This is a genomic window from Niallia sp. Sow4_A1 (assembly GCF_052116745.1).
In the GTDB taxonomy this organism is placed as follows: Bacteria; Bacillota; Bacilli; order Bacillales; family Cytobacillaceae; genus Niallia; species Niallia hominis.
Genome location: NZ_JBQKKM010000037.1, coordinates 19,948 through 39,266, shown reverse-complemented (window position 1 = coordinate 39,266; position 19,319 = coordinate 19,948). Strand labels below are relative to the sequence as shown.

The window sequence follows — 19,319 nt, the reverse complement described above, 5'->3', positions numbered from 1 at the left end:
ATGGCATAATTATGCTCAATAATTCACTAATTTAAAATGAATAGGAGAGAAAATATGGATTTTGATACGGTCACGATTAGTAGATTGATTACAGCAATGACCCTGCTTTTTCATATAATCTTTGCGACACTTGGGGTAGGAGTACCATTGTTTATTTCAATAGCTGAATTAGTCGGTATTAGAAAACAAGACAAGCATTATGAATTGCTAGCGAAAAGATGGTCAAGAGGCTTTGTAATAACTGTTGCAATTGGAGTAGTGACTGGAACAGCCATTGCTCTACAGTTATCTTTAGTCTGGCCAAACTTTATGCAGCTTGCAGGGAATGTAATTGCATTGCCGTTATTTATGGAAGTTTTTGCGTTTTTCTTTGAAGCTATTTTCTTGGGGATTTATTTATATACTTGGGATCGGTTTAAAGGGAAGTATACACATTGGCTATTAACGCTACCGGTCGTTATCGGTGCGGGGATGTCTGCGGTCTTTATAACGACAGTAAATTCGTTTATGAACTCGCCTAATGGATTTACGATGGTGGATGGGGAATTTGTTGCTGTTAATCCATTAAAAGCAATGTTGAATCCATCATCTCCAACTAGAATTTTTCACGTATTGGGAGGTTCCTATTTAACTGTAGCCGCTATTTTAGCAACTATTGCCGCAATTGCGTTAATAAGGAATAAAGGTGCTCATGAATATCATAAAAAAGCATTAAAAATGACGGTTATTGCTATGTTTATATTTTCGGTAATTACTGCATTAGCCGGTGATGTGTCAGCAAAATATTTAGCAAAACATCAGACTGAGAAACTAGCTGCCGCAGAATGGCTTTTTGAGTCAGAGGAGAATGCTGATCTTCTCCTTTTTGGATGGTTGAATAAGGATAATGAAATCGTTGGAGCGATTCGCGTACCAGGATTTCTAAGCTTTTTAGCACATGGTGACTTTATGAGCGAGGTAACTGGATTGGAAGAAACACCAGAACAGGAAAGACCCCCATTAATCATACACTATCTATTTGATTCAATGGTATCTATTGGTTTCTTCTTATTAGGAATTTCCTTTTTATATATTGTTTTAAGGAGGCTTAAGCGCTGGAATGTGCACAGTAAATTAATGCTTTGGCTACTTGCGATAAGTGGACCACTTGCAATGTTAGCTGTAGAACTTGGATGGCTTTTTGCAGAGCTAGGAAGACAGCCTTGGATAGTAAGAGGATATATGACGGTTGATGAGGCAGCAACTTCTTCTCCTTATATCCTGCATATGTTTTTTCTATTTCTAGCATTGTATATAGTGCTCGGTACATTATTTACGATAACCTTGCGAAAATTATTTAAAGACAATCCAGCTGAAGTGGAGTTAGAGAAGCATTACCCTGAATGGAAAGAGGGAATTGAAAAATGAGCTATGAAGTAATTGGGATTACGGTTTTGTGGCTGTTTTTATACGGTTATCTCATTGTAGCATCGATTGATTTTGGAGCAGGTTTTTTTGCATATTATGCAAAGATTACGAAGCAAGATCATATCATTAATCAAATAATTTCGCGCTATTTATCGCCTGTTTGGGAAGTTACGAATGTGTTTTTAGTTTTCTTTTTTGTAGGAATCGTCGGTTTTTTCCCATCTACGGCATATTATTATGGATCCGCTTTACTTGTGCCTGCAAGTTTTGGGATTATTTTGCTAGCAATTCGAGGTTCCTTTTATGCTTTTGAAAATTATGGTTCAAAACAAAGTAATGTTTATATGTTTCTATATGGAGCTACAGGGCTATTCATCCCGGCATCGTTATCGGTCGCCTTAACGATTTCAGAAGGAGGATATATTTCTGAACAAAACGGTCAAGTTTCGTTAAAGTATTTAGAATTATTTACCAGTCCATTAGCATGGAGTATTGTTGCGTTAGCTATTGTTTCTGTTTTATTTATTAGTGCAAGCTTTATCACCTATTATGCATCAAGAGCAAAAGATATAGCAGCACTACTGTTAGTACGTAAATGGGCATTATTTTGGGCAACACCAACCATTATTATGGCGTTGACAACGATGATTGCTTTAAGTCAGAGAAACCAGGTCAACTATGAAAATATGTTGGATTTATGGTGGATATTTGGCTTATCGATGGGCTTTTTCATCATTGGGATTAGCCTATTATATATTGGCAGAAATTATGGCATTGCATTTATTGCTATTATGCTGCAGTTTCTCTTTGCCTTTTTCGGATACGGAATGGCTAAGTATCCCTATTTACTCTATCCATACATCAATATTGAAGATAGTGTTACAAATTCATCTATGGCAATGGCGCTTATAATTGCCTTTATTGGGGGACTTTTATTATTAATTCCTTCTCTAATCTTATTGATGCGCCTCTTTTTATTTGATGCAGATTATGCCAAAGGAAAAAAATGAAGAATACGCTAAATTATAGATTAGAGGGCTGAATTGTTCATGGGAAATTTAAAGAAAACGGTTTGGATTCATAAGAAGAAGGTTTATTTTTTAATGGGTCTCACATTGATCCTTGGACTCGCAATAGTTGCACAGGCTTACGTGATGACAAGTATTGTCGATGGTGTTTTTCTAAAAAAACAAACATTTTCAGCAGTTATACCGTGGTTGATAGCGTTACTCCTCATTCTATTTGTAAGGTCTAGTATGGATTATATAAGTAAACGGATTGGTGTTTTGATTGCAAGCGATGTCAAGGGAGATACGCGTAAGAAGTTATTAAAGAAGTATGTTTCTAATTCTGTCCAACTAGCTGAAAAAGGTCAGACTGGGGAAAAAGTAAGTATGCTACTTGATGGTGTGGATGAGATGGATAGTTTTTATAGTCAGTTTATCCCTCAGGTTATGCAAAGTATATTTGTGCCGATTCTAATGCTTATTGTTATTTCCACACAGCATATGAATTCAGGGATTATTTTAATGGTCTGTGCCCCATTTATTCCTATTTATATGATAGTAATTGGTATCAAAACACGAAAAAAAGCAGAAGAGAAGTTAGAGAAATTAGCTTCTTTTTCTGCTAAATTTTTAGAAACTTTACAAGGGTTAGTAACTATAAAGCTATTTGCACAAACAATTCGACAAAAAGAAGAATTAGAAAAAAGTAGTGTAAGTTTTCGCGATACTACGCTAGAAATATTGAAGATTGCATTTACACAATCTTTTGCCCTTGAACTTATATCGATGTTGAGTATTGGGATAGTAGCACTAGAACTTGCTATTCAAATAATTATATATGAAAGTCTCTCCTTTTTTACTGCATTTTTGATTTTAATATTGGTTCCGGAATTTTATAGTTCATTAAAAGAACTTGGAGTAACGTTTCATAATGGTAGAAGCAGCATGGGAGCAGCTAAAAAAGTATTAGAAGTATTTGACGAAGAAGATGAACCTACTATATGGGGGGAACAAATTTTTCCAGAGTGGGAAGTGCCACCAACCATTGAGCTCAATCAAGTGAATTTCACTTACGCAAATACTAACTTTCAATTAGAATCTGTGACAGCTTCTTTTTTACCTAAGCAAAAAATTGCTATTGTTGGCGCTAGTGGAGCAGGAAAGACAACCTTACTTCATTTATTAGCAGGTATGATTACTCCTGAGAAGGGAGCGATTTACATTAATGAAGAAGAGCTCACAAAGTATACAGAATTCTCTTGGTTAGAGAAAATTTCTTATATATCGCAAAACCCTTATATTTTTTCAGGAACGATAGCTGAAAATATTGCGATGGGAACTACAGAAGAAGTTGGCATGGAAGCAATTAAAGCGGCAGCACAATTAGCAGGGATCGCTTCATTGATTGAATCATTAGAAAATGGGTTTGAAACTAGAATTGGTGAAGCTGGAAGGGGGCTTTCTAGCGGTGAAAAGCAAAGAGTATCCATTGCACGTGCTTTTCTAAAAAAACCTCATATTGTATTGTTGGATGAACCAACACGTGGGCTGGATTTAGCTACTGAAAAAATCTTACAACAATCAATCCAAAAATTAAATGAGACAGCAACGGTTATTACCGTTGCGCATCGTTTACATACGATAAAAAATGCTGACCAAATTCTTTTTTTAGAAAATGGAAAGCTACTAGCTGTTGGTACACACGAATCATTATTAAAAATTTCACCCGCATATAAGGAGTTAGTAATGATCCAAAAAAGGAGGAGTCAAAAGTGAGTGCACTGCAGAAAATAATTAAATTGATGTTAATGGAGAAAAAAGATATTAGCATTGCTGTCATTTGTGGATTTATTGCTGGAACTAGCAGTGTAGGTTTGTTTGCTGCAAGCGGTTATCTAATATCTAAGTCTGCATTAATTCCTCCTTTTTATACATTGATAATATTGACTTCGACAGTAAAGTTACTCGGTCTTGTTAAGGCAGGAGCGAAATATGGAGAGCGACTTTATTCTCATAGAGCGACATTTACGATTCTAAGTAATTTACGAGTAACTTTTTTTGGAAAACTAACGCCACTTATTCCACAAATTTTTCACAAATACAGAAGCGGGGATTTACTTGCGCGTGTTGTCGGAGATGTAGAAAGCCTTCAAAATTTCTTTTTAAGGGTGTTTTATCCACCGCTAGTGCTCTTACTTGTTTTTGTTAGTACTATCTTATTTACTAGTTTTTATTCCATCGCCATTGCTTTGATTCTATTACTTGGATTTTTCCTAACGACGATTATCATTCCAGCACTATTTTCCCTAAAGCAAGTCAAAATTAAAGGGAAAGTTAGGCAGGATCGTGGTGATCTATCAACTTACATTACAGAGGTAATGTATGGATTTCGTGAATTAAAGCTGTTTCATCAATTACCAAGTAAACAACAACAGCTTTTGAGTCACTCTGAATTGTATATTAATCAACAAAAAGTAGAAAATTTAAATAAAGTGTCTAGTCAATCGTTTAATGGTTTTATAACGTTTGTTACAAGTTGGTTTGTCATAGGAGCTGGAGCATATTTTGTTACTAATGGGATGCTTGAAGGGATATTTTTGGCAATGCTTGTCATGATTTCTCTAACTGTCTTTGAGCCTGCTGCACCGATGGCGGTTTTTCCTATTTATATGCAAGAAAGTAGAGATGCATCTACACGTTTATATGAAGTAGTAGAAGATCTGAGTTTCATAGAAGATAAAAGGGAGTCTACTATTAATGAATTACCTAGCCTCGCACCATCATTAGCGTTTATAGACATTCAATTCACTTACACGGGAAATTGGCGTAGAACGATTCCAAACTTATCATTTATGATGCCAGCCGGGTCAAAGACGGCGATTGTTGGTGCGAGTGGCTCTGGAAAATCCACCTTGCTTCAGCTTATCTTAAAGCTACAACATGTAGATGCTGGAAAAATTTATTGGGGAGATTTTGACACATCGACAGTATCCAGCGAGGCAATTTGGGAACAAACTAGAGTTGTCTTACAGGAAAATTATTATTTTTATGGAACTATTCGTGATAATCTTCAATTAGCTGGATCACAGCTTAGTGACGAACAAATGGAAGCGGCATTAAAAAAGGCAAGGTTAGAACATTTTTCGCTAGAGCATCGCGTGTTAGAAAAAGGAGAAAATCTTTCAGGGGGAGAAAAACAACGTTTGGCTATTGCTAGAGCATTTTTGAAAAAAGGGCATTTATGGTTACTAGATGAGCCAACGTCATCACTTGATGCACAGACAGAACAAAATATTTATCAGGAAATTTTTGAGTGTGCTGAACAGGATACATTCATTTTAGTTAGCCATCGTTTACAGGAATTAGATCATATGGATCAAATTATTGTAATGGATCAAGGGGGAATTGTCGAGTGCGGTTCTTATAGGGAGTTAATGAATAAACAAGAATATTTTTATAAAATGAAGGTAGTAGAAGAAAGTTTGCTTTAAGAACGAAGCGGATTTAAGTCTTCCTTAGTTGTTATATATTTCAGGTTAATTCTAACTTGAGATATTAACAATTAGTATTAAAAAGGGATAAAATACAAGATATATAAGTAAAATCAATGCAGCAAAGAATTGCTGCATTGATTTTAAGTTATATTCATTAATTATTACAAATCATTAGTACATTTCCATCTAAGTCTTTAAAGTTAAAATAAGCAAAATCGCCAATTCGCTCTATTTCTTTAACAATGATAATTCCTTTGCTTTTTACAAATTCATATGCTTCATCAATATCCCGAACGAAAAAATTAAATAAAACATGTTCCGAGGGCTGGAGCTTAAAGTCTGGATCGAAAGTGTGATCATCCAATGTCAGTCCTGTTTCGGAAGGAAGAGGAATATTATATACTGGTGATTTTACATTGCTCTTATGAAATGGAAGCCCAAGTAAGTCGCTATACCATTTTGCTGATTCTTCGAGGTTGCTAACATGTATAAACACATTATTTATTTTACATATGATAGGAGAAATAATTGAATGCATAAACATTCCACCTTTATTTTGGATTATAAAATTACTTCGATAAAAAAGAAGAAATTCCTTTAAAATGAGGAATGTTTATGTGGAAAAATACAATAACTAAATGAAAATATTAGGCTTCTTCTGCCTGCTTATTCGCAGCTTTTCGAACTAAAACGATTACAAAACGCACAAATAAAAAGGTTCCTGCAATGGAAAGAAAACTATAAGTGGAATTCCAATTTTTTTTATATCGAATTAAGTTAGTCTTTCTTTCTATCCAATATTCAGCAAGTGCAGAAGGAAGGCTAAAGAATAAGCACTTTATCAATATGCCGATGATACTTGAATTTTTCGTTACTTGATTGAAATAGATACATGTTACTGGAAAAAGAAGATAGCTGAATAATACGCTCACATCAAAGGTTTTGATTAATTTTATTGGATAGACGAGATACCCTTTTTTTACCAAAAGATTATCTAAAATGGAAGCTATATAACTTTTCACCAAGAAAATAATGAGCCAATCCTTTAATGGAGGCTTTCGAAGTAGGTTAAAAAAAGCACCTATTCCTATGATACATAAAATTCTTAATATGTTTTCATCACGCTTGCGTTTCCTCATACTTTTGTCTCCTTTGATTTTATATTAGTTTAACCAAAGGAGGCAGAGTTAATGTTGAATTTTACATGGAAAAGGAGGGCTGATTCTTTGTATGAATATCTATTTAGTATGCTTTAAAGAAGGAAAATCTCCTTTAAGGATAGAGTACATGTATAAATCATCAAATTTCCCGCAAGTATATTCATAATGTCTTAATAATCCTTCTCTTAGAAAGCCATGTTTTTCGACTAATCTTTGCGAAGAGGTATTTAATGGTTCGATTAATGCTTCGATTCTTTCTAAGTTCAAATGCTTGAAGCCATAGGCAAGCACAGCTTCTAAAGCCTCGCTAGCAATGCCTTGCCCCCAATAATTTCTGCTTAGTTCATATCCTATTTCTGCTTTATAATGTTTCTGCTGCATATTCAAAAATCCACAGCTGCCAATCACGGTATCTTCGTCTTTTAATGTAATGCACCATCTGATTCCAGTGCCGTTTTTCCAGATTGATTTATACCAATTAATTTCTTCCATCACTTCTTCAGAAGACTTATATGGTTCTAGCCCCATATGTTGAACAACATCTTGATCAGATAGGTAGGTAAACATATCCTTAGCATCATTAGCGCTTACGTTTCGTAAAGCTAAACGCTCTGTTTCAATAAGTGGAAATACGCGCTCCATTGACAATTCTCCTTCTTTGTAAATAAAATAGCTTTAGTACATATTCAATATACAAATAGATAATTCCTGCTAAATCTAATCTATGGCTTATATGGTAGAAGAAAGATATAAAGGGAACGAATAATTAGAAGATACTATATCATTAGGAGGAAGGGAACCAATGGAGTTTGAAACAGTGATGCAAGAGTTAGAAGCACTTGGGAAGGAAAGGACGAAGAAGCTTTATATGGGCAATGGTGCAAACGAGCCAGTATTTGGCGTAGCTACTGGTGCGATGAAGCCAATTGCTCGGAAAATTAAGAAGAATCAACCGTTAGCAGAAGAGCTATACGCAACGGGCAACTATGATGCGATGTATTTTGCTGGTGTCATTTGTGATCCAGATATCATGACAGAGGAAGATTTTGAACGCTGGATAGATGCGGCCTATTTCTTTATGCTGTCAGATTATGTGGTGGCCGTGTCTTTAGCAGAAACGGATTTTGCGCAAGCGGTTGCCGATAAATGGATTCAAAGCGGAGAAGAACTGCGAATGTCTGCAGGCTGGAGCTGTTATTGCTGGCTGTTAGGAAATAGACAGGACTTTGAATTTAGTGAAAGCAAGCTTGCAAGTATGCTTGATCAAGTGAAAAATACGATTCATCAATCTCCAGATACGGTGAAATCAGCTATGAATAACTTTATCTACACCGTTGCCATATCCTATGTGCCCCTTCATGAAAAAGCAGTAGAAACGGCTAAAGAGGTTGGTCTAGTTGAAATCAAGAAAGGCAAGAAAAAAAGCACGATGTCAAATGTGTCAGAAAGAATTCAAAAGGATTTAGATAGAGGCATACTTGGCTTTAAGCGTAAATATGTGAGATGTTGAATGTTTGTTTTATTAGCATAATTTTTAAAGCCAAAATCCTTTAGTGGACTTTGGCTTTTTTAGTCAGACGATTCACTTAAACCTTTCCTAAACCAGAAAGCAAATGTTTTTACAAGGTATAATATACATAGGTCGATCGTGACAGCAAACCACCAATGCCAGTTTATATCATGAACAAGCTCAGTATGTCTCTCCACTAAAAACATATAAAGATGCATACCGTTGCAAAAAATTAGATAATGAATCCATTTTCTCATCCAATTCTGCTTTTCTGGATAAAAAAGCATGAAAAAAACAGCGAAAGTTGGCAAAACCACATAATAGAGGGAAAAACTCATTTTGGTTGCCTGTTCAAATTCTCGATAAGGAAAACTTACTAACCCTATATTTACTTGGATATATTGAAATATCCAGGCTGTTGCATGAGCAAACAAAAAAATAATTTGGAAATACCTTTTTTTCTCTTTCGGAATAAATTTAATGAGCAAAAATAAACAAGTAATCCATGAGAAAATTAAAATAACTAGTTCTTTATTCATTTGTCTCTGTTCCTTTTACCCCTTTTTTAAACCAATGATAATAAGTATGATTAAGAAATAAGGTAACCATAACTGTTATTAGCGTATAAGATCCATGCCAGCTTATATAGTTCACGAGCTCGGTATGTCGCTCAATGATGACTTCCAGGCAGGTGAAAAAGCCAGCAAAGAGAAAATAATAAAAAAAGGTCCCTGTTTTTTTTATTTTTTTCGGGTAATATAAATTAAACATAATTGCTGTTACGGGAAAAAGGAAAAATTCAAAGGTGAAGCTTGATCGATTAAATTCGTTTGCGAAGGAGAAAAGCTGAATAGGATAATCAATCATGTTCCATTCCACTGCAAGTAATCCAGCTGGCCAAGTGATGATCTGCAGAGATAAAAATATCATCCAAGCTTCTCTAGCTTTATTTTTGGGAACAAGAAAGAAAAGGGCAAGGATGCTTATTGCAATGATTCCTATTAAAATCCACCTTTCCATATTCATCCAATCTTCACCTGCTCCATTAGATAATTATTAATCATAGTATTACCTAAAGGAAAAAAATATATGTAAAGCAGCTAACGATAATTTAACCAATGTTTAACGTTATACCGAACTTTCTATTTTCTGTATATAACGATAATACTTAATGACGATTACTAGTAAAACTGGATTAAGTAAAGCCGAGTACCACCATTTCCACCAGCCATAATGGAAGTAGCCCCAAGGCTCTGGAGATAGAGTAAGGAATTCATAGAGTAGGAATGCAATATTCCATAGTAGGATTGCGGTTATTTTATGTAAAATAGATTTTTTGAATGGAAAATAATTGAGAAAAATTATATTGACAGGAGGTACTAGAAAGATAGCATATAATAAAACATGCCATTCTATTTCTATCGTAAAATACCAATATGCATGCAGCTTAAAATCGATAATTATATCAAATAATAATTGAAATGCGATAGAAAAAATATAAATATGTAGTATCTGATTCTTGTTTAAATGCTTATTCAACCGAAAGGCAAAGAAGTTAAAAAGAAGTACGGAAATTAATAATCCAATCACATTGATCATTTCTCCTAACATTGTATAATTTTTCCTTCATTTTACCAGTAAACACCCATAATATAAATAGTAATTATTTACATTTTATTTTTGTTTTATAAATACAGAAAATGATTCTAAAAAAATGTTTTAGAACTGTGTTTATGTATGTAATGATTTTGCTTAGGAAGAACATTTTTTGAAAATATCACTATCCCATAATAGATGGCGATATTAAATTATATTCCTCCTATTCATTAGATTTTGTATTTCTCACTTGGAAAAATCATCAAGATTATCTGCGAAATAAACTCCAAAAAGATGGGAAACATCAGAGTAACTCCTTTCTGGTAATATAATTACTTTGCAGAAAAAGATATGTTTTTAGAGAAAAATCTAATTTGGTTCCTTGTATATTATGTATATTCAAAGGGAATTAGGAATAAAAAATGTATTTTCCTATATCCAAAATTACACATAGTGCATAAGATAAAGAGGATGGACAACCAATATTTTTGCCAGCTAGGAACACACAAAAGCTCTACTCATTTCATCCTGAGTAGGGCGATTTTTGTATGCTAAAGGCAATAGACGTAGATTATCAATTTGTTGCATGCATTATTTTTAAAATTAAAGTAGAAAAAGGCAAGTAAAAAGGAAGAGGCACCATGCTTCTCCCTTTTGTTGGATAGAATTAATTATTTAAATCAGCAAGTTCAGATGCATGCTCATCCGGCATATTTGGTAACTCTGGAACGGGATGTCCTTGTGGTGGTGGGACAACATTTAAGTTGCCATTATTTCTGCTCGGCGTTGTTCCTTGGAAGATTTCACCCATTCTTGTATTATCAAGGCGGAAATTAAATTGCGCATTATGGAAGCCCATTTTCACGTATTTTCAACATTCTGGATATTTGTTTATATCATAGTTTGGAACAGGGAGGATTTTACCCCAATCTACTCCTAAAGTCTCTAGTGTTTTAGCAAAGGCATTTTGATGGGAAAAGATAGTTGTTTTTTGTAAAATGAAGGTATTAACTAATTTATGGAGGGGGGAAAAGGATGAGCAGATTAGTCATCATGACGGTTGGCATGACTCATAGCGGGAAAACGACATTTGCAAAAGCGCTGGAAAACAGGCTTGAAAACGCGGTTGTTGTCGACCAAGATAACCATAGTGAATTTTTACAGACCCACTATGAAAAGCTGGTGCCAGAAGGTGGAACCAATCATATAAAGCATGCTTTGACAAAATTGATTGTTGATTATGCCGTTCATCACTCGGATTGTCATCTTATTTTGAGCAATGCCAATCGTAATCAGGCAAGTCGCAAGGAATTGCTTTCCTATTATAAAAAACATGATTTTACTTCTGTTCTTGTTCATTTTGAGCTTCCGTTAACCCTATTAAAAGAGCGAATTGCCACAACCAACCGTGATACACTTCGTTTAAGAACTGCCTGCTCTTATGATGAGGTGCTTGCTCGTCAAAACAAGGAAACAGGTATGGAGGCATTTGCTCCAATAGCAGGAGAAGCTGATTATTTATTCACAGTAAAGAAAGAAGAGGATGTGTCAGCTATTATGGAAGCAATTAGTAAGCTCACATAACTTTTTTAGCAATCGTAAACAATAGAAGATTTATATGCCGTACATATATGGAATATCGTAGTAGAGGATGGATAACGAACAAAATAGTTTGTATTCCGATTCTTTTTTCACGAAATAATTAAAGTGTATGGATAAGGGATAAAAGCAATGCTTTCCTACTTGTAGGAGGACATTGCTTTTTTATGGTGAGGGAGATTCATTTGTAGCTTTTCAAAGATTCTTGCTAATTAACCAGCATTTTCCTTAAACAAATAGTAGCATAATAGCTTTTCCGTATTTGCTTTTAATACCGCATTAGTATAACGACGGACTTCATGATAGTTGGCCACATAATAATGATATTCGGTAAAGCTTTTATCTGTATTTCCCTTTACCAGTTTCATGTTATTTTTATACAATTTCTCCTTGAATCCTTTTAAATCGGCTTGGACTTTTAACATTGTATTTTCTATAAGGTTTATATAGACTTGGTTTAACTTAAAGGGAGTTGTTTTTGCTTGCTGGTAATCTCTTTCTAAAACAGCTAGTAAGAGAGGTAAATAAATGAGATGCTCCAGTATTTTTATTTCTTCCTTTGATAGTCTATTCATGATGTCTTCCTCTAAATTATCGACGTTCCACATCGATTAGCATATGAAACGGAATGTAGTGAATGGTATTGTTTTCATCCTCGATTCGAAGCTCTTTTTTTATGTAGTCAATAAAAACTGTTCTTCCAATCAGTATTTCGATAAAACCCTGTTTGAATAAGGAGAATTTTAGGGATAAATGGTACTCCATTCCTTCGTGAATCAGTAAATCGATGTCATTTAGCTTTTCTTGATCTAATTCTGGTTTTTTCACCTTTTTCTCATTTAATAGTTCTTCTTTCACAGCAGCAACATGTTCTGGCAGCATCATCGCCACCCATTTTTTTGTTCCACGGTCTTTAATCATGAAAAACACACTCCTTCTATACTCCATATAATAACAGAACGTTTGTTCTTTTTAAAGGTTTTTCAGAACATTTGTTCGTTTATAATATATGCCAAATAAATAAATTTATGTAAGAAAAAAGCATGAAACCAATAAGAAGTATATTTCGTGTAAGGAGACGGAAAAAAGGGCGGGCAGCTTCATAGTATCCTAACGCCGCCTTTTGGAAATGGTGGGATGGCTTTAACGATGGAATTAATTTTTGAAAAAGAACAAAAAGAAGGGGAGAGCTTACTCTCACCCTTGGATTGAAGTAGAAGATAGAGAGCCCTTATTTAAGCGGTCTTTCTAGTGTTAATAGCTCGTCTTCAAGAGCGCTAGTTCTTTCTTCGACTATTTTTCTTGCGTCTTTAACCCCAGCATTATAAAAATGGGGAGCAAGGGATTCCTTCACGAAGTCTAACACTCTTTCAGCAGCGAATTCGGAGATGTCTTCCTCTCTTTCTTCAGAAAAGAAGAATTGAATATCGGCAATCATATCATCTTGTTGTTTTTTTGTCAGTTTATAAAACAATCGTATCCCATCCTTTTTTGTTATGTCTAATAGTATTGGAGCATCTAATCTAAGACTTTTGCAAAGCATATAGCTTCTGGTATATGCTCATATTTCCCATAATTTTCTATTTTGCTATAGCCATTTTTCTGATAGAATGCAACAGCATTTCTGTTTTTTACTCTTGTTTCCAACCAGATTTTTTTGTAGCCGGATTTTTTGGCTAATGCTTCTAAATGCAGAAGGATCGTTTTTCCAATTTGTTGACCAGGATATTTCGCATACATCCTTTTTATTTCGGCAATGTCAGGAGTGAGTGGGCGAAAGGAACCGCAACCAACAGGCATTCCTTTTTCATACGCAACAACGAATTTCGCGTTTGGTTTCGTCAAATCAACTAATTGAATTGAATTTTGCCCACTGCTTCCTGTTAGAAATTCAAGGGTTGAGGATAATTCCTCCATGAGCATTTTTGCATCCTCTGAAAAGGGGCTGACTTCCATGATTTTCATTTTATCCCTCCAAGCAAATCAGCTATGATTTCTTGCCCATTCTTCACGTAACAGTCCATAGATAACATGGTCTACATAATGATCATAAAGCCATTCGGCTTGTCTAATCGTACCTTCTTCTGTGAATTTTAGTCTTTCTGGCAGGGCTCTGCTTTTCTTGTTCCCGGTTGCTGCGGCAATTTCGATCCGATTAAGATCTAATTCTGTAAAGCCATATGTAATGAATGCTTCGCATGCTTTTGTCATAATTCCCTTTCCTTGATATTCTTCTCCTAACCAATAGCCGATTTTCCCAATTCTGCTTGTACGGTTAATCTCATTGTAGCCAATCGTTCCAGCAATTTTTCCCTTATAAGAAATAGCTACTGATTTTGGATAGCCACCTGTTTCCACCATTCCTTGCAATCTTCCACGAATATTTTCTTTCGTATCTTCTACTGTGTTCGTATAATCGAGCCAGCCAAGCCACTCTTTTAAATAGGCTTTATTTTTAATCGTTAATTGAAAAAATTCTTCCGCATCGTCTAAACGAAACACTCTTAATGCTAAATCTTTATCGATTGTATGCTGAAACATCGTATCCCTCCAGTTAAATGATGTATGTTTCCCTTATTGTAAGGGAAAGGAGCAGGAAGTTCATTACTTTTTTATCAGTAGCACACAATAGTTGTAATTCGAGACATCTCCTGTTTTAATTAGAGAAGTAGTACCTAGTTTGATTTTTTGCTTTTGATTAAGGGGGATATACAATAGTGGAGATAGGAATAAGTACATTTGTGGAAACGACACCAGACCCTCATTCAGGGAAGGTCGTTAGTCATGCAGAACGAATTCGTCAAGTAGTAGAGGAAATAATTTTAGCAGATAAAGTGGGATTAGATGTCTTTGGAGTAGGGGAGCATCATCGAAAGGATTACGCGGCATCAGCACCTGCGCTGATTTTAGCAGCGGCAGCTACACAAACAAGCCGGATCCGCTTAACAAGTGCAGTTAGCGTTCTTTCCTCTGATGATCCAGTTCGAGTATTTCAAGATTTTGCAACATTGGACGGACTCTCAAATGGACGTGCCGAAATTATGGCAGGTCGCGGCTCCTTTATCGAATCATTTCCGCTCTTTGGCTATGATTTAAATGATTATAATGAATTATTTGATGAAAAATTAGATTTGCTTTTAAAATTACAGGCATCTGAAAAAGTGACATGGAGTGGAAAGCATCGTCCAAGTATTAATAATCTTGGGGTTTATCCTCGGCCAGTACAGGATCCATTGCCGATTTGGATTGGAAGTGGTGGGAACAGTGAGTCCGTTGTCCGTGCCGGTATCCTTGGTTTACCATTAGTGTTAGCGATTATTGGAGGGAATCCAGCGCAGTTTGCTCCACTTGTTGACCTTTATTACCGTGCAGGAGAGCATGTCGGCCACGATCCGAAGAAATTAACGGTTGCTTCTCATTCCCATGGATTTGTTGGAGAGACAACAGAAAGTGCTGCAGATGCGTTCTTCCCATCCACACAATATGCCATGAATGTTCTTGGAAAAGAAAGAGGATGGGGAGCCTATACAAGAGAGACTTTTGATGCAGCGCGGAGTGAAAACGGTGCACTGTATGTAGGAGATCCGCGCACGGTCGCAGACAAGATTATTGCTCTTCGCAAAAATGTAGGCATTACTCGGTTTATGCTCCACGTTCCCGTTGGCAGCATGCCCCATGATCAAGTGCTTAGAGCAATTGAATTGCTTGGAACAGAAGTAGCTCCACTTGTCCGTAAAGAAGTTGCTGAATGGGAAGCCAGATAAAGATTAGGGAATGCTTCTTAGTGAGCATTCTCTATATTTTTATCTGATACAATAAATTTTTGAAACCAGTAATTAAGAAAAGACAGGCCATATGAAATAAAGAATAAATGAATAGAGGTGAATTTCTTTAATTTATAAAAGCCTACTTTTTGAAAAAATGTATTTAATGGAAAAGCAAAAATAAGATCCATTATGAAGTTTATTAGTGTGTATAGTAGAAACTTCTTATGTGTTAAATGAAATATCCAAATATTAATCGCTACAAAAGGGCCGAATATAAATCCCAATGCATCTGCGACTAAAGAATTTAATCCGCCTTTTACTTTCCACCATTTAAAGATAAGCGATAAAAGCGTCTCGATTAAAAGAATAGACGCAGAGAAAAAAGTAACAGGAAGAAACTTTTTGATAATCGATTTCGGAAGAAACAATAAGCTTCCCCAACTAATCAGAACCATGCATATTCGTAAAAAGACAATCGACATAGGCTGTCATCTCCATTTTAAAAGTTTTTCATTAAAAATGAAATCGCTTTTATTTTCCGTGAATTTTTTGAGATTATCCTAAAAATGTATTCGAAGCGGAATGAGTATAGAAATTGTTTATGTAGTTGAGTTTTCTGCGAAGAGGGGAAAAAGGAAAAAATCCATCATTAATTAATGATGGACTGGCAGTAAGGACAGGTGATATCTGTAAGCTGCTTGAATTCAATTCGCTTAAAGTCTGATTTTTTAAAGGTAGAATACGATTTGTATTTCGAACCACACATACAGTAATTCTTGTCCTTTACAACATGTCTAATACACGGCTTTTCAGTTACAACGGTTGGATAAAACATAACATTCCTCTTTTCTAATTTTATAAGGCAAATTAGACAGGAAGATTTTTCAACAAGATATATGTATAATCTTGGCAACCCGGCTACCATAGCAATTGCGTTAGGCCCGTGGCTTTGCGTCTTTTACTTTCGTAAAATTTGCCCAAATTTAATTTTACCACTTTATTCGGTTAATTCAAGGTATAAAGTCGTATTTTTTTATTACTTTATAAAAAAATATGAGTTGATAGTCCTGATTTCCGTTCGGAATAGTGAAGTCAATAGGTATAAGGGCTGTTTTAATCGGTGTATAGAATAAAACGTTTCATCATTTTAAGTCAAACTGTAGAAGAAAGAAAAGAGGGAGTCGCTAAAGGAGTATTCGTTATGATCTCAAGAAGCAACAGAATAATCATTCCGTCGCCGAACGGGATTTCTTCTCCAGTTTGGTTACTAGCTTATAATATTTTATTAAAATAAATAGTAAAATGGGATTGATGCAAAAGGAGTAGGAGATTTTCCACCAGCCATAATGAAAATATCCCCATGGTGATGGTAATAAAGTGAACCATTCATATCCTACAATGATAAGATTCCACATGAAAATAAATAAAATTTTATATAGAATCTTTTTCTTCATCGGATAAAGATTTAGGAAAATAATATTTACAGGTGGTACCAATAGTAAAATATGAATGATTGATTCCCAATCCACCTCTGATTTACTGAAGTACCAGTAGGCATGGTATCCTACATCAATATATAAATCAAACAGCAGTTGAAAAGCGATAGTAAATATCCATATATGTAAAATTTGATTATGCGTTAATTTTTTATTCGTTATATAGGCAATAAAATTAAAGATAAAGACAGAGAGTAATAATCCAATCATAATAATCTCCTTAAGTAATCAGATAGTTATACTATTTACTGATTAAGAGGAGAATATCCAATTTTTACATACCCTCTATTTCTTCCTCCAATATATCTCGCAGCATTTTCTCTCGATATTGTAAAAAGTATTTGGTAATTTGATAATGCTCTGTATTTTCGTATTCGACTTCCTCCATTTGGTCGCCATCAAAGCTAAGAATTGTCGCATTCGGATAGCCTAATAAAATCGGAGAATGAGTCGCAATAATAAATTGGCATTCTTCGGTCTCTGCTAAATCATGGAGGATGCGGAGAAAGCTTAATTGCCGTTGTGGTGATAGCGCAGCTTCCGGCTCATCTAATAAATAAATCGCTTCTCCTTTAAAACGGTGAAGAAAGAGAGATAGGAAGGATTCGCCATGGGACTGCTGTAATAATGATTTTCCGCCATAACTCGCATATTTATTCGCACTTTCTAGTTGATCAATATGTGTAGCAAATTCATAAAAGGATTCCGCCCGCAGAAAAAATCCGTTCGTAAGCTTAGTAGGAGACCATGATAACTGTAGATATTCTCCCAAATCGGATTGGGAAGAATGAACATCATAGCTGTTATTTCTGCCACCGCCTGCTGTATTAAATTGGCATTGATAGGCAATAGCTTCAAGCAAGGTAGACTTTCCAGAGCCATTTTCCCCAACAAAAAACGTCACCTTCTTTTTAAAATCAAGGGAGCTAAAATGGCGGAGTGCAGGGATTATAAAGGGATAAGTATTTTTGGAAGGAATGCTTTCCTCTTTTAATCGAATTTGTTTTAACATCAATCCACCTCATTTCTTATTTTTTATGTCCACCAAGTAAATTAGCGCGCTTTAGGGCTGTACCCCCAGAGGTGTAGGAAACAGCACGCAAGATGGCGGTCGAGCCATAGCGATTTCGAATCGTATCGACAACATAGCCAAGCTTCCTTTTTTTCCACCCGCCTGTGTCAAATAAATCTAATTGCATTTCATAATCATTCTCTAATTTTGTAATAGAAACAGAAATTTGTCTAACCGTTTGTCCCCGGTAGTTTTCGTGAAATAATTCAAGGCAGACCTGATAAATAATCATCGTTACATTTGTTGGGTTTTCGATTGTTCGAGATCGTTGAAAACCACCGCCAAATTCATCTTTGCTGTAAGAAATTCCTAAAGTGATGGTTCTTCCTGCATGATGATTGCTTCTGGCTCTTTTTGCTACATCCTCACACATTTCAAGGAGAACGGATTTTATTTCGTGGATTTCTTTATAATCTCGCAGCAATATCTGGCTTTTCCCGTAGCTAATTTGTCCTTGCATAATGGGTGCACCAATTTCCGATAAATCAATTCCCCAGGCATGGTGGTAAAGCTGATTCCCCATAATCCCAAATTTCTTCTCAAGTAAGGTTAAATCATAGCGTGCTAACTGGCCAACCGAAAATATCCCCATATTATTTAACGTTTTTTCTGTTCGTTTTCCAATTCCCCACATATCGCGCAGCGGGGAAATAGGCCATAATTTATGGGGAATGTCCTCATAAGACCATGTGCTTATACCACCATCTACTTTTTTCGCTTCTAAATCAAGACAAAGCTTTGCCATGAGCATATTGGGTCCGATGCCAATTGTCGAAGGCAGCCCAAACTCGCGCATAATATCGCCTTTCATTTTCTGAGCTATTTCCATTGGTGTGCCAAAGGTTTTTCCCATTCCACTTACATCAAGAAAGCTTTCATCGACAGAATAGGTATGGACAGCAGAGGGGGGCACATATCGGAAAAATAATTTCGTTATCTCGGTCGATACTCGAATGAATAGTCCCATTTTCGGATTTCGCACGATAATTCTTGGATCATCTGGTAGTTCAAAAAGTCTTGAGCCTGTTTTTATGCGAAAGTCTTTCTTCATGGCAGGAGATGCCGCTAAGACGACACTGCCCTTTTGGTCGGTATTGCCAACAACCACAAGATGGCAGGTGAGAGGATCTAATCCTTCTGTGACAGCAATAATGCTCGCATAAAAGCTTTTCATATCTACACAAAGAATGGATCTATTTGGAAATTGCGTA

General features: G+C 35.6%; 23 protein-coding genes, 1 pseudogene and 1 riboswitch. Of the genes and pseudogenes, 7 read left to right on the top strand and 17 right to left on the bottom strand.

The window, feature by feature from the left end; all coding sequences use genetic code 11:
- Positions 1 to 54: 54 nt before the first annotated feature.
- Genes ACTQ5K_RS18265 through cydC form a run of 4 tightly spaced genes read left to right on the top strand, consistent with a single transcriptional unit; the run spans position 55 to position 5,905 of the window.
- On the top strand, positions 55 to 1,407 hold the full coding sequence (locus tag ACTQ5K_RS18265; RefSeq protein ID WP_441994185.1) for a cytochrome ubiquinol oxidase subunit I: 1,353 nt from the start codon (positions 55 to 57) through the stop codon (positions 1,405 to 1,407).
- Entirely contained in the window at positions 1,404 to 2,417 is a 1,014-nt protein-coding gene (locus ACTQ5K_RS18260; protein WP_349204498.1) for a cytochrome d ubiquinol oxidase subunit II, read from the top strand. The genes ACTQ5K_RS18265 and ACTQ5K_RS18260 overlap by 4 nt, the downstream gene beginning before the upstream one ends.
- Positions 2,418 to 2,456: 39 nt before the next feature.
- Positions 2,457 to 4,190 carry a thiol reductant ABC exporter subunit CydD gene (gene cydD / locus ACTQ5K_RS18255; RefSeq protein ID WP_441994184.1) on the top strand — a complete coding sequence of 578 codons (1,734 nt, stop codon included), beginning with the start codon at positions 2,457 to 2,459 and terminating at the stop codon, positions 4,188 to 4,190.
- A complete protein-coding gene (gene cydC, locus ACTQ5K_RS18250; protein ID WP_081836528.1) occupies positions 4,187 to 5,905 on the top strand; it encodes a thiol reductant ABC exporter subunit CydC in 1,719 nt (572 codons plus the stop codon). Before cydD ends, cydC begins: the two co-directional genes overlap by 4 nt.
- A 157-nt stretch (positions 5,906 to 6,062) precedes the next feature.
- Here cydC and ACTQ5K_RS18245 read toward each other — a convergent pair whose 3' ends face one another.
- The 3 genes from ACTQ5K_RS18245 to ACTQ5K_RS18235 form a co-directional block, all read right to left on the bottom strand.
- Positions 6,063 to 6,446: a VOC family protein gene (locus ACTQ5K_RS18245; protein WP_031534672.1), complete on the bottom strand. Its 384-nt coding sequence runs from the start codon at positions 6,444 to 6,446 to the stop codon at positions 6,063 to 6,065.
- 109 nt (positions 6,447 to 6,555) lie between these two features.
- Positions 6,556 to 7,047: a CBO0543 family protein gene (locus tag ACTQ5K_RS18240; protein ID WP_031534674.1), complete on the bottom strand. Its 492-nt coding sequence runs from the start codon at positions 7,045 to 7,047 to the stop codon at positions 6,556 to 6,558.
- A gap of 99 nt (positions 7,048 to 7,146) precedes the next feature.
- Positions 7,147 to 7,710, bottom strand: coding sequence for a GNAT family N-acetyltransferase (locus ACTQ5K_RS18235; protein ID WP_441994183.1), 564 nt, complete (start codon positions 7,708 to 7,710; stop codon positions 7,147 to 7,149).
- A 160-nt stretch (positions 7,711 to 7,870) separates the two neighbouring features.
- On the opposite strand from ACTQ5K_RS18235, the gene ACTQ5K_RS18230 reads away from it, so the two are divergent.
- Positions 7,871 to 8,578: a DNA alkylation repair protein gene (locus tag ACTQ5K_RS18230; RefSeq protein ID WP_031534678.1), complete on the top strand. Its 708-nt coding sequence runs from the start codon at positions 7,871 to 7,873 to the stop codon at positions 8,576 to 8,578.
- A gap of 59 nt (positions 8,579 to 8,637) precedes the next feature.
- Here ACTQ5K_RS18230 and ACTQ5K_RS18225 read toward each other — a convergent pair whose 3' ends face one another.
- The 4 genes and pseudogenes from ACTQ5K_RS18225 to ACTQ5K_RS18210 form a co-directional block, all read right to left on the bottom strand.
- Positions 8,638 to 9,117 carry a CBO0543 family protein gene (locus ACTQ5K_RS18225; RefSeq protein WP_031534680.1) on the bottom strand — a complete coding sequence of 160 codons (480 nt, stop codon included), beginning with the start codon at positions 9,115 to 9,117 and terminating at the stop codon, positions 8,638 to 8,640.
- On the bottom strand, positions 9,110 to 9,604 hold the full coding sequence (locus tag ACTQ5K_RS18220; RefSeq protein WP_031534681.1) for a CBO0543 family protein: 495 nt from the start codon (positions 9,602 to 9,604) through the stop codon (positions 9,110 to 9,112). Before ACTQ5K_RS18220 ends, ACTQ5K_RS18225 begins: the two co-directional genes overlap by 8 nt.
- A 102-nt stretch (positions 9,605 to 9,706) precedes the next feature.
- A complete protein-coding gene (locus ACTQ5K_RS18215; protein WP_081836529.1) occupies positions 9,707 to 10,189 on the bottom strand; it encodes a hypothetical protein in 483 nt (160 codons plus the stop codon).
- A 652-nt stretch (positions 10,190 to 10,841) separates the two neighbouring features.
- Positions 10,842 to 11,189: pseudogene (locus ACTQ5K_RS18210) on the bottom strand (manganese catalase family protein); the annotation flags it as partial.
- A 20-nt stretch (positions 11,190 to 11,209) separates the two neighbouring features.
- On the opposite strand from ACTQ5K_RS18210, the gene ACTQ5K_RS18205 reads away from it, so the two are divergent.
- A complete protein-coding gene (locus ACTQ5K_RS18205; protein WP_441994182.1) occupies positions 11,210 to 11,758 on the top strand; it encodes an ATP-binding protein in 549 nt (182 codons plus the stop codon).
- Between the two features lie 227 nt (positions 11,759 to 11,985).
- Here ACTQ5K_RS18205 and ACTQ5K_RS18200 read toward each other — a convergent pair whose 3' ends face one another.
- The 5 genes from ACTQ5K_RS18200 to ACTQ5K_RS18180 all read right to left on the bottom strand — a co-directional run bounded on the left by ACTQ5K_RS18200 (position 11,986) and on the right by ACTQ5K_RS18180 (position 14,314).
- Positions 11,986 to 12,348, bottom strand: coding sequence for a hypothetical protein (locus tag ACTQ5K_RS18200; protein ID WP_235247650.1), 363 nt, complete (start codon positions 12,346 to 12,348; stop codon positions 11,986 to 11,988).
- 16 nt (positions 12,349 to 12,364) lie between these two features.
- On the bottom strand, positions 12,365 to 12,694 hold the full coding sequence (locus tag ACTQ5K_RS18195; RefSeq protein ID WP_031540030.1) for a YolD-like family protein: 330 nt from the start codon (positions 12,692 to 12,694) through the stop codon (positions 12,365 to 12,367).
- Positions 12,695 to 13,004: 310 nt separating this feature from the next.
- Positions 13,005 to 13,247, bottom strand: a complete 243-nt coding sequence (locus tag ACTQ5K_RS18190; protein WP_031540028.1) for a DUF2164 domain-containing protein — start codon at positions 13,245 to 13,247, stop codon at positions 13,005 to 13,007.
- A gap of 44 nt (positions 13,248 to 13,291) precedes the next feature.
- Positions 13,292 to 13,738, bottom strand: a complete 447-nt coding sequence (locus ACTQ5K_RS18185) for a GNAT family N-acetyltransferase (protein ID WP_031540026.1) — start codon at positions 13,736 to 13,738, stop codon at positions 13,292 to 13,294.
- An 18-nt stretch (positions 13,739 to 13,756) separates the two neighbouring features.
- Entirely contained in the window at positions 13,757 to 14,314 is a 558-nt protein-coding gene (locus ACTQ5K_RS18180) for a GNAT family N-acetyltransferase (protein ID WP_031540025.1), read from the bottom strand.
- Between the two features lie 176 nt (positions 14,315 to 14,490).
- Here ACTQ5K_RS18180 and ACTQ5K_RS18175 point away from each other — a divergent pair, with 176 nt between their 5' ends.
- Positions 14,491 to 15,537 carry an LLM class flavin-dependent oxidoreductase gene (locus ACTQ5K_RS18175; RefSeq protein ID WP_031540024.1) on the top strand — a complete coding sequence of 349 codons (1,047 nt, stop codon included), beginning with the start codon at positions 14,491 to 14,493 and terminating at the stop codon, positions 15,535 to 15,537.
- A 17-nt stretch (positions 15,538 to 15,554) separates the two neighbouring features.
- On the opposite strand, the gene ACTQ5K_RS18170 is transcribed toward ACTQ5K_RS18175, so the two are convergent.
- From ACTQ5K_RS18170 to ACTQ5K_RS18150, 5 genes are all read right to left on the bottom strand, one after another.
- Positions 15,555 to 16,022 carry a hypothetical protein gene (locus tag ACTQ5K_RS18170; protein WP_031540023.1) on the bottom strand — a complete coding sequence of 156 codons (468 nt, stop codon included), beginning with the start codon at positions 16,020 to 16,022 and terminating at the stop codon, positions 15,555 to 15,557.
- 167 nt (positions 16,023 to 16,189) lie between these two features.
- Positions 16,190 to 16,375 carry a hypothetical protein gene (locus ACTQ5K_RS18165; RefSeq protein WP_155986788.1) on the bottom strand — a complete coding sequence of 62 codons (186 nt, stop codon included), beginning with the start codon at positions 16,373 to 16,375 and terminating at the stop codon, positions 16,190 to 16,192.
- A 70-nt stretch (positions 16,376 to 16,445) separates the two neighbouring features.
- A riboswitch (cyclic di-GMP riboswitch) is annotated at positions 16,446 to 16,528 on the bottom strand.
- A 238-nt stretch (positions 16,529 to 16,766) separates the two neighbouring features.
- A complete protein-coding gene (locus tag ACTQ5K_RS18160; protein WP_031540022.1) occupies positions 16,767 to 17,246 on the bottom strand; it encodes a hypothetical protein in 480 nt (159 codons plus the stop codon).
- A 64-nt stretch (positions 17,247 to 17,310) separates the two neighbouring features.
- Positions 17,311 to 18,051 (bottom strand): AAA family ATPase, encoded by a 741-nt coding sequence (locus ACTQ5K_RS18155; protein WP_031540020.1) that lies wholly within the window; start codon positions 18,049 to 18,051, stop codon positions 17,311 to 17,313.
- Positions 18,052 to 18,064: 13 nt separating this feature from the next.
- On the bottom strand, positions 18,065 to 19,282 hold the full coding sequence (locus tag ACTQ5K_RS18150; protein WP_268817775.1) for a Y-family DNA polymerase: 1,218 nt from the start codon (positions 19,280 to 19,282) through the stop codon (positions 18,065 to 18,067).
- Between the last annotated feature and the right edge of the window lie 37 nt (positions 19,283 to 19,319).

Bases quoted from the DNA above. Each gene is read 5' to 3' on its own strand.
- ACTQ5K_RS18265 (WP_441994185.1), top strand. From the start codon at position 55: ATGGATTTTGATACGGTCACGATTAGTAGATTGATTACAGCAATGACC.
- ACTQ5K_RS18260 (WP_349204498.1), top strand. From the start codon at position 1,404: ATGAGCTATGAAGTAATTGGGATTACGGTTTTGTGGCTGTTTTTATAC.
- cydD (WP_441994184.1), top strand. From the start codon at position 2,457: ATGGGAAATTTAAAGAAAACGGTTTGGATTCATAAGAAGAAGGTTTAT.
- ACTQ5K_RS18245 (WP_031534672.1), bottom strand. From the start codon at position 6,446: ATGCATTCAATTATTTCTCCTATCATATGTAAAATAAATAATGTGTTT.
- ACTQ5K_RS18240 (WP_031534674.1), bottom strand. From the start codon at position 7,047: ATGAGGAAACGCAAGCGTGATGAAAACATATTAAGAATTTTATGTATC.
- ACTQ5K_RS18235 (WP_441994183.1), bottom strand. From the start codon at position 7,710: ATGGAGCGCGTATTTCCACTTATTGAAACAGAGCGTTTAGCTTTACGA.
- ACTQ5K_RS18230 (WP_031534678.1), top strand. From the start codon at position 7,871: ATGGAGTTTGAAACAGTGATGCAAGAGTTAGAAGCACTTGGGAAGGAA.
- ACTQ5K_RS18225 (WP_031534680.1), bottom strand. From the start codon at position 9,117: ATGAATAAAGAACTAGTTATTTTAATTTTCTCATGGATTACTTGTTTA.
- ACTQ5K_RS18220 (WP_031534681.1), bottom strand. From the start codon at position 9,604: ATGAATATGGAAAGGTGGATTTTAATAGGAATCATTGCAATAAGCATC.
- ACTQ5K_RS18215 (WP_081836529.1), bottom strand. From the start codon at position 10,189: ATGTTAGGAGAAATGATCAATGTGATTGGATTATTAATTTCCGTACTT.
- ACTQ5K_RS18205 (WP_441994182.1), top strand. From the start codon at position 11,210: ATGAGCAGATTAGTCATCATGACGGTTGGCATGACTCATAGCGGGAAA.
- ACTQ5K_RS18200 (WP_235247650.1), bottom strand. From the start codon at position 12,348: ATGAATAGACTATCAAAGGAAGAAATAAAAATACTGGAGCATCTCATT.
- ACTQ5K_RS18195 (WP_031540030.1), bottom strand. From the start codon at position 12,694: ATGATTAAAGACCGTGGAACAAAAAAATGGGTGGCGATGATGCTGCCA.
- ACTQ5K_RS18185 (WP_031540026.1), bottom strand. From the start codon at position 13,738: ATGAAAATCATGGAAGTCAGCCCCTTTTCAGAGGATGCAAAAATGCTC.
- ACTQ5K_RS18180 (WP_031540025.1), bottom strand. From the start codon at position 14,314: ATGTTTCAGCATACAATCGATAAAGATTTAGCATTAAGAGTGTTTCGT.
- ACTQ5K_RS18170 (WP_031540023.1), bottom strand. From the start codon at position 16,022: ATGTCGATTGTCTTTTTACGAATATGCATGGTTCTGATTAGTTGGGGA.
- ACTQ5K_RS18165 (WP_155986788.1), bottom strand. From the start codon at position 16,375: ATGTTTTATCCAACCGTTGTAACTGAAAAGCCGTGTATTAGACATGTT.
- ACTQ5K_RS18160 (WP_031540022.1), bottom strand. From the start codon at position 17,246: ATGATTGGATTATTACTCTCTGTCTTTATCTTTAATTTTATTGCCTAT.
- ACTQ5K_RS18150 (WP_268817775.1), bottom strand. From the start codon at position 19,282: ATGAAAAGCTTTTATGCGAGCATTATTGCTGTCACAGAAGGATTAGAT.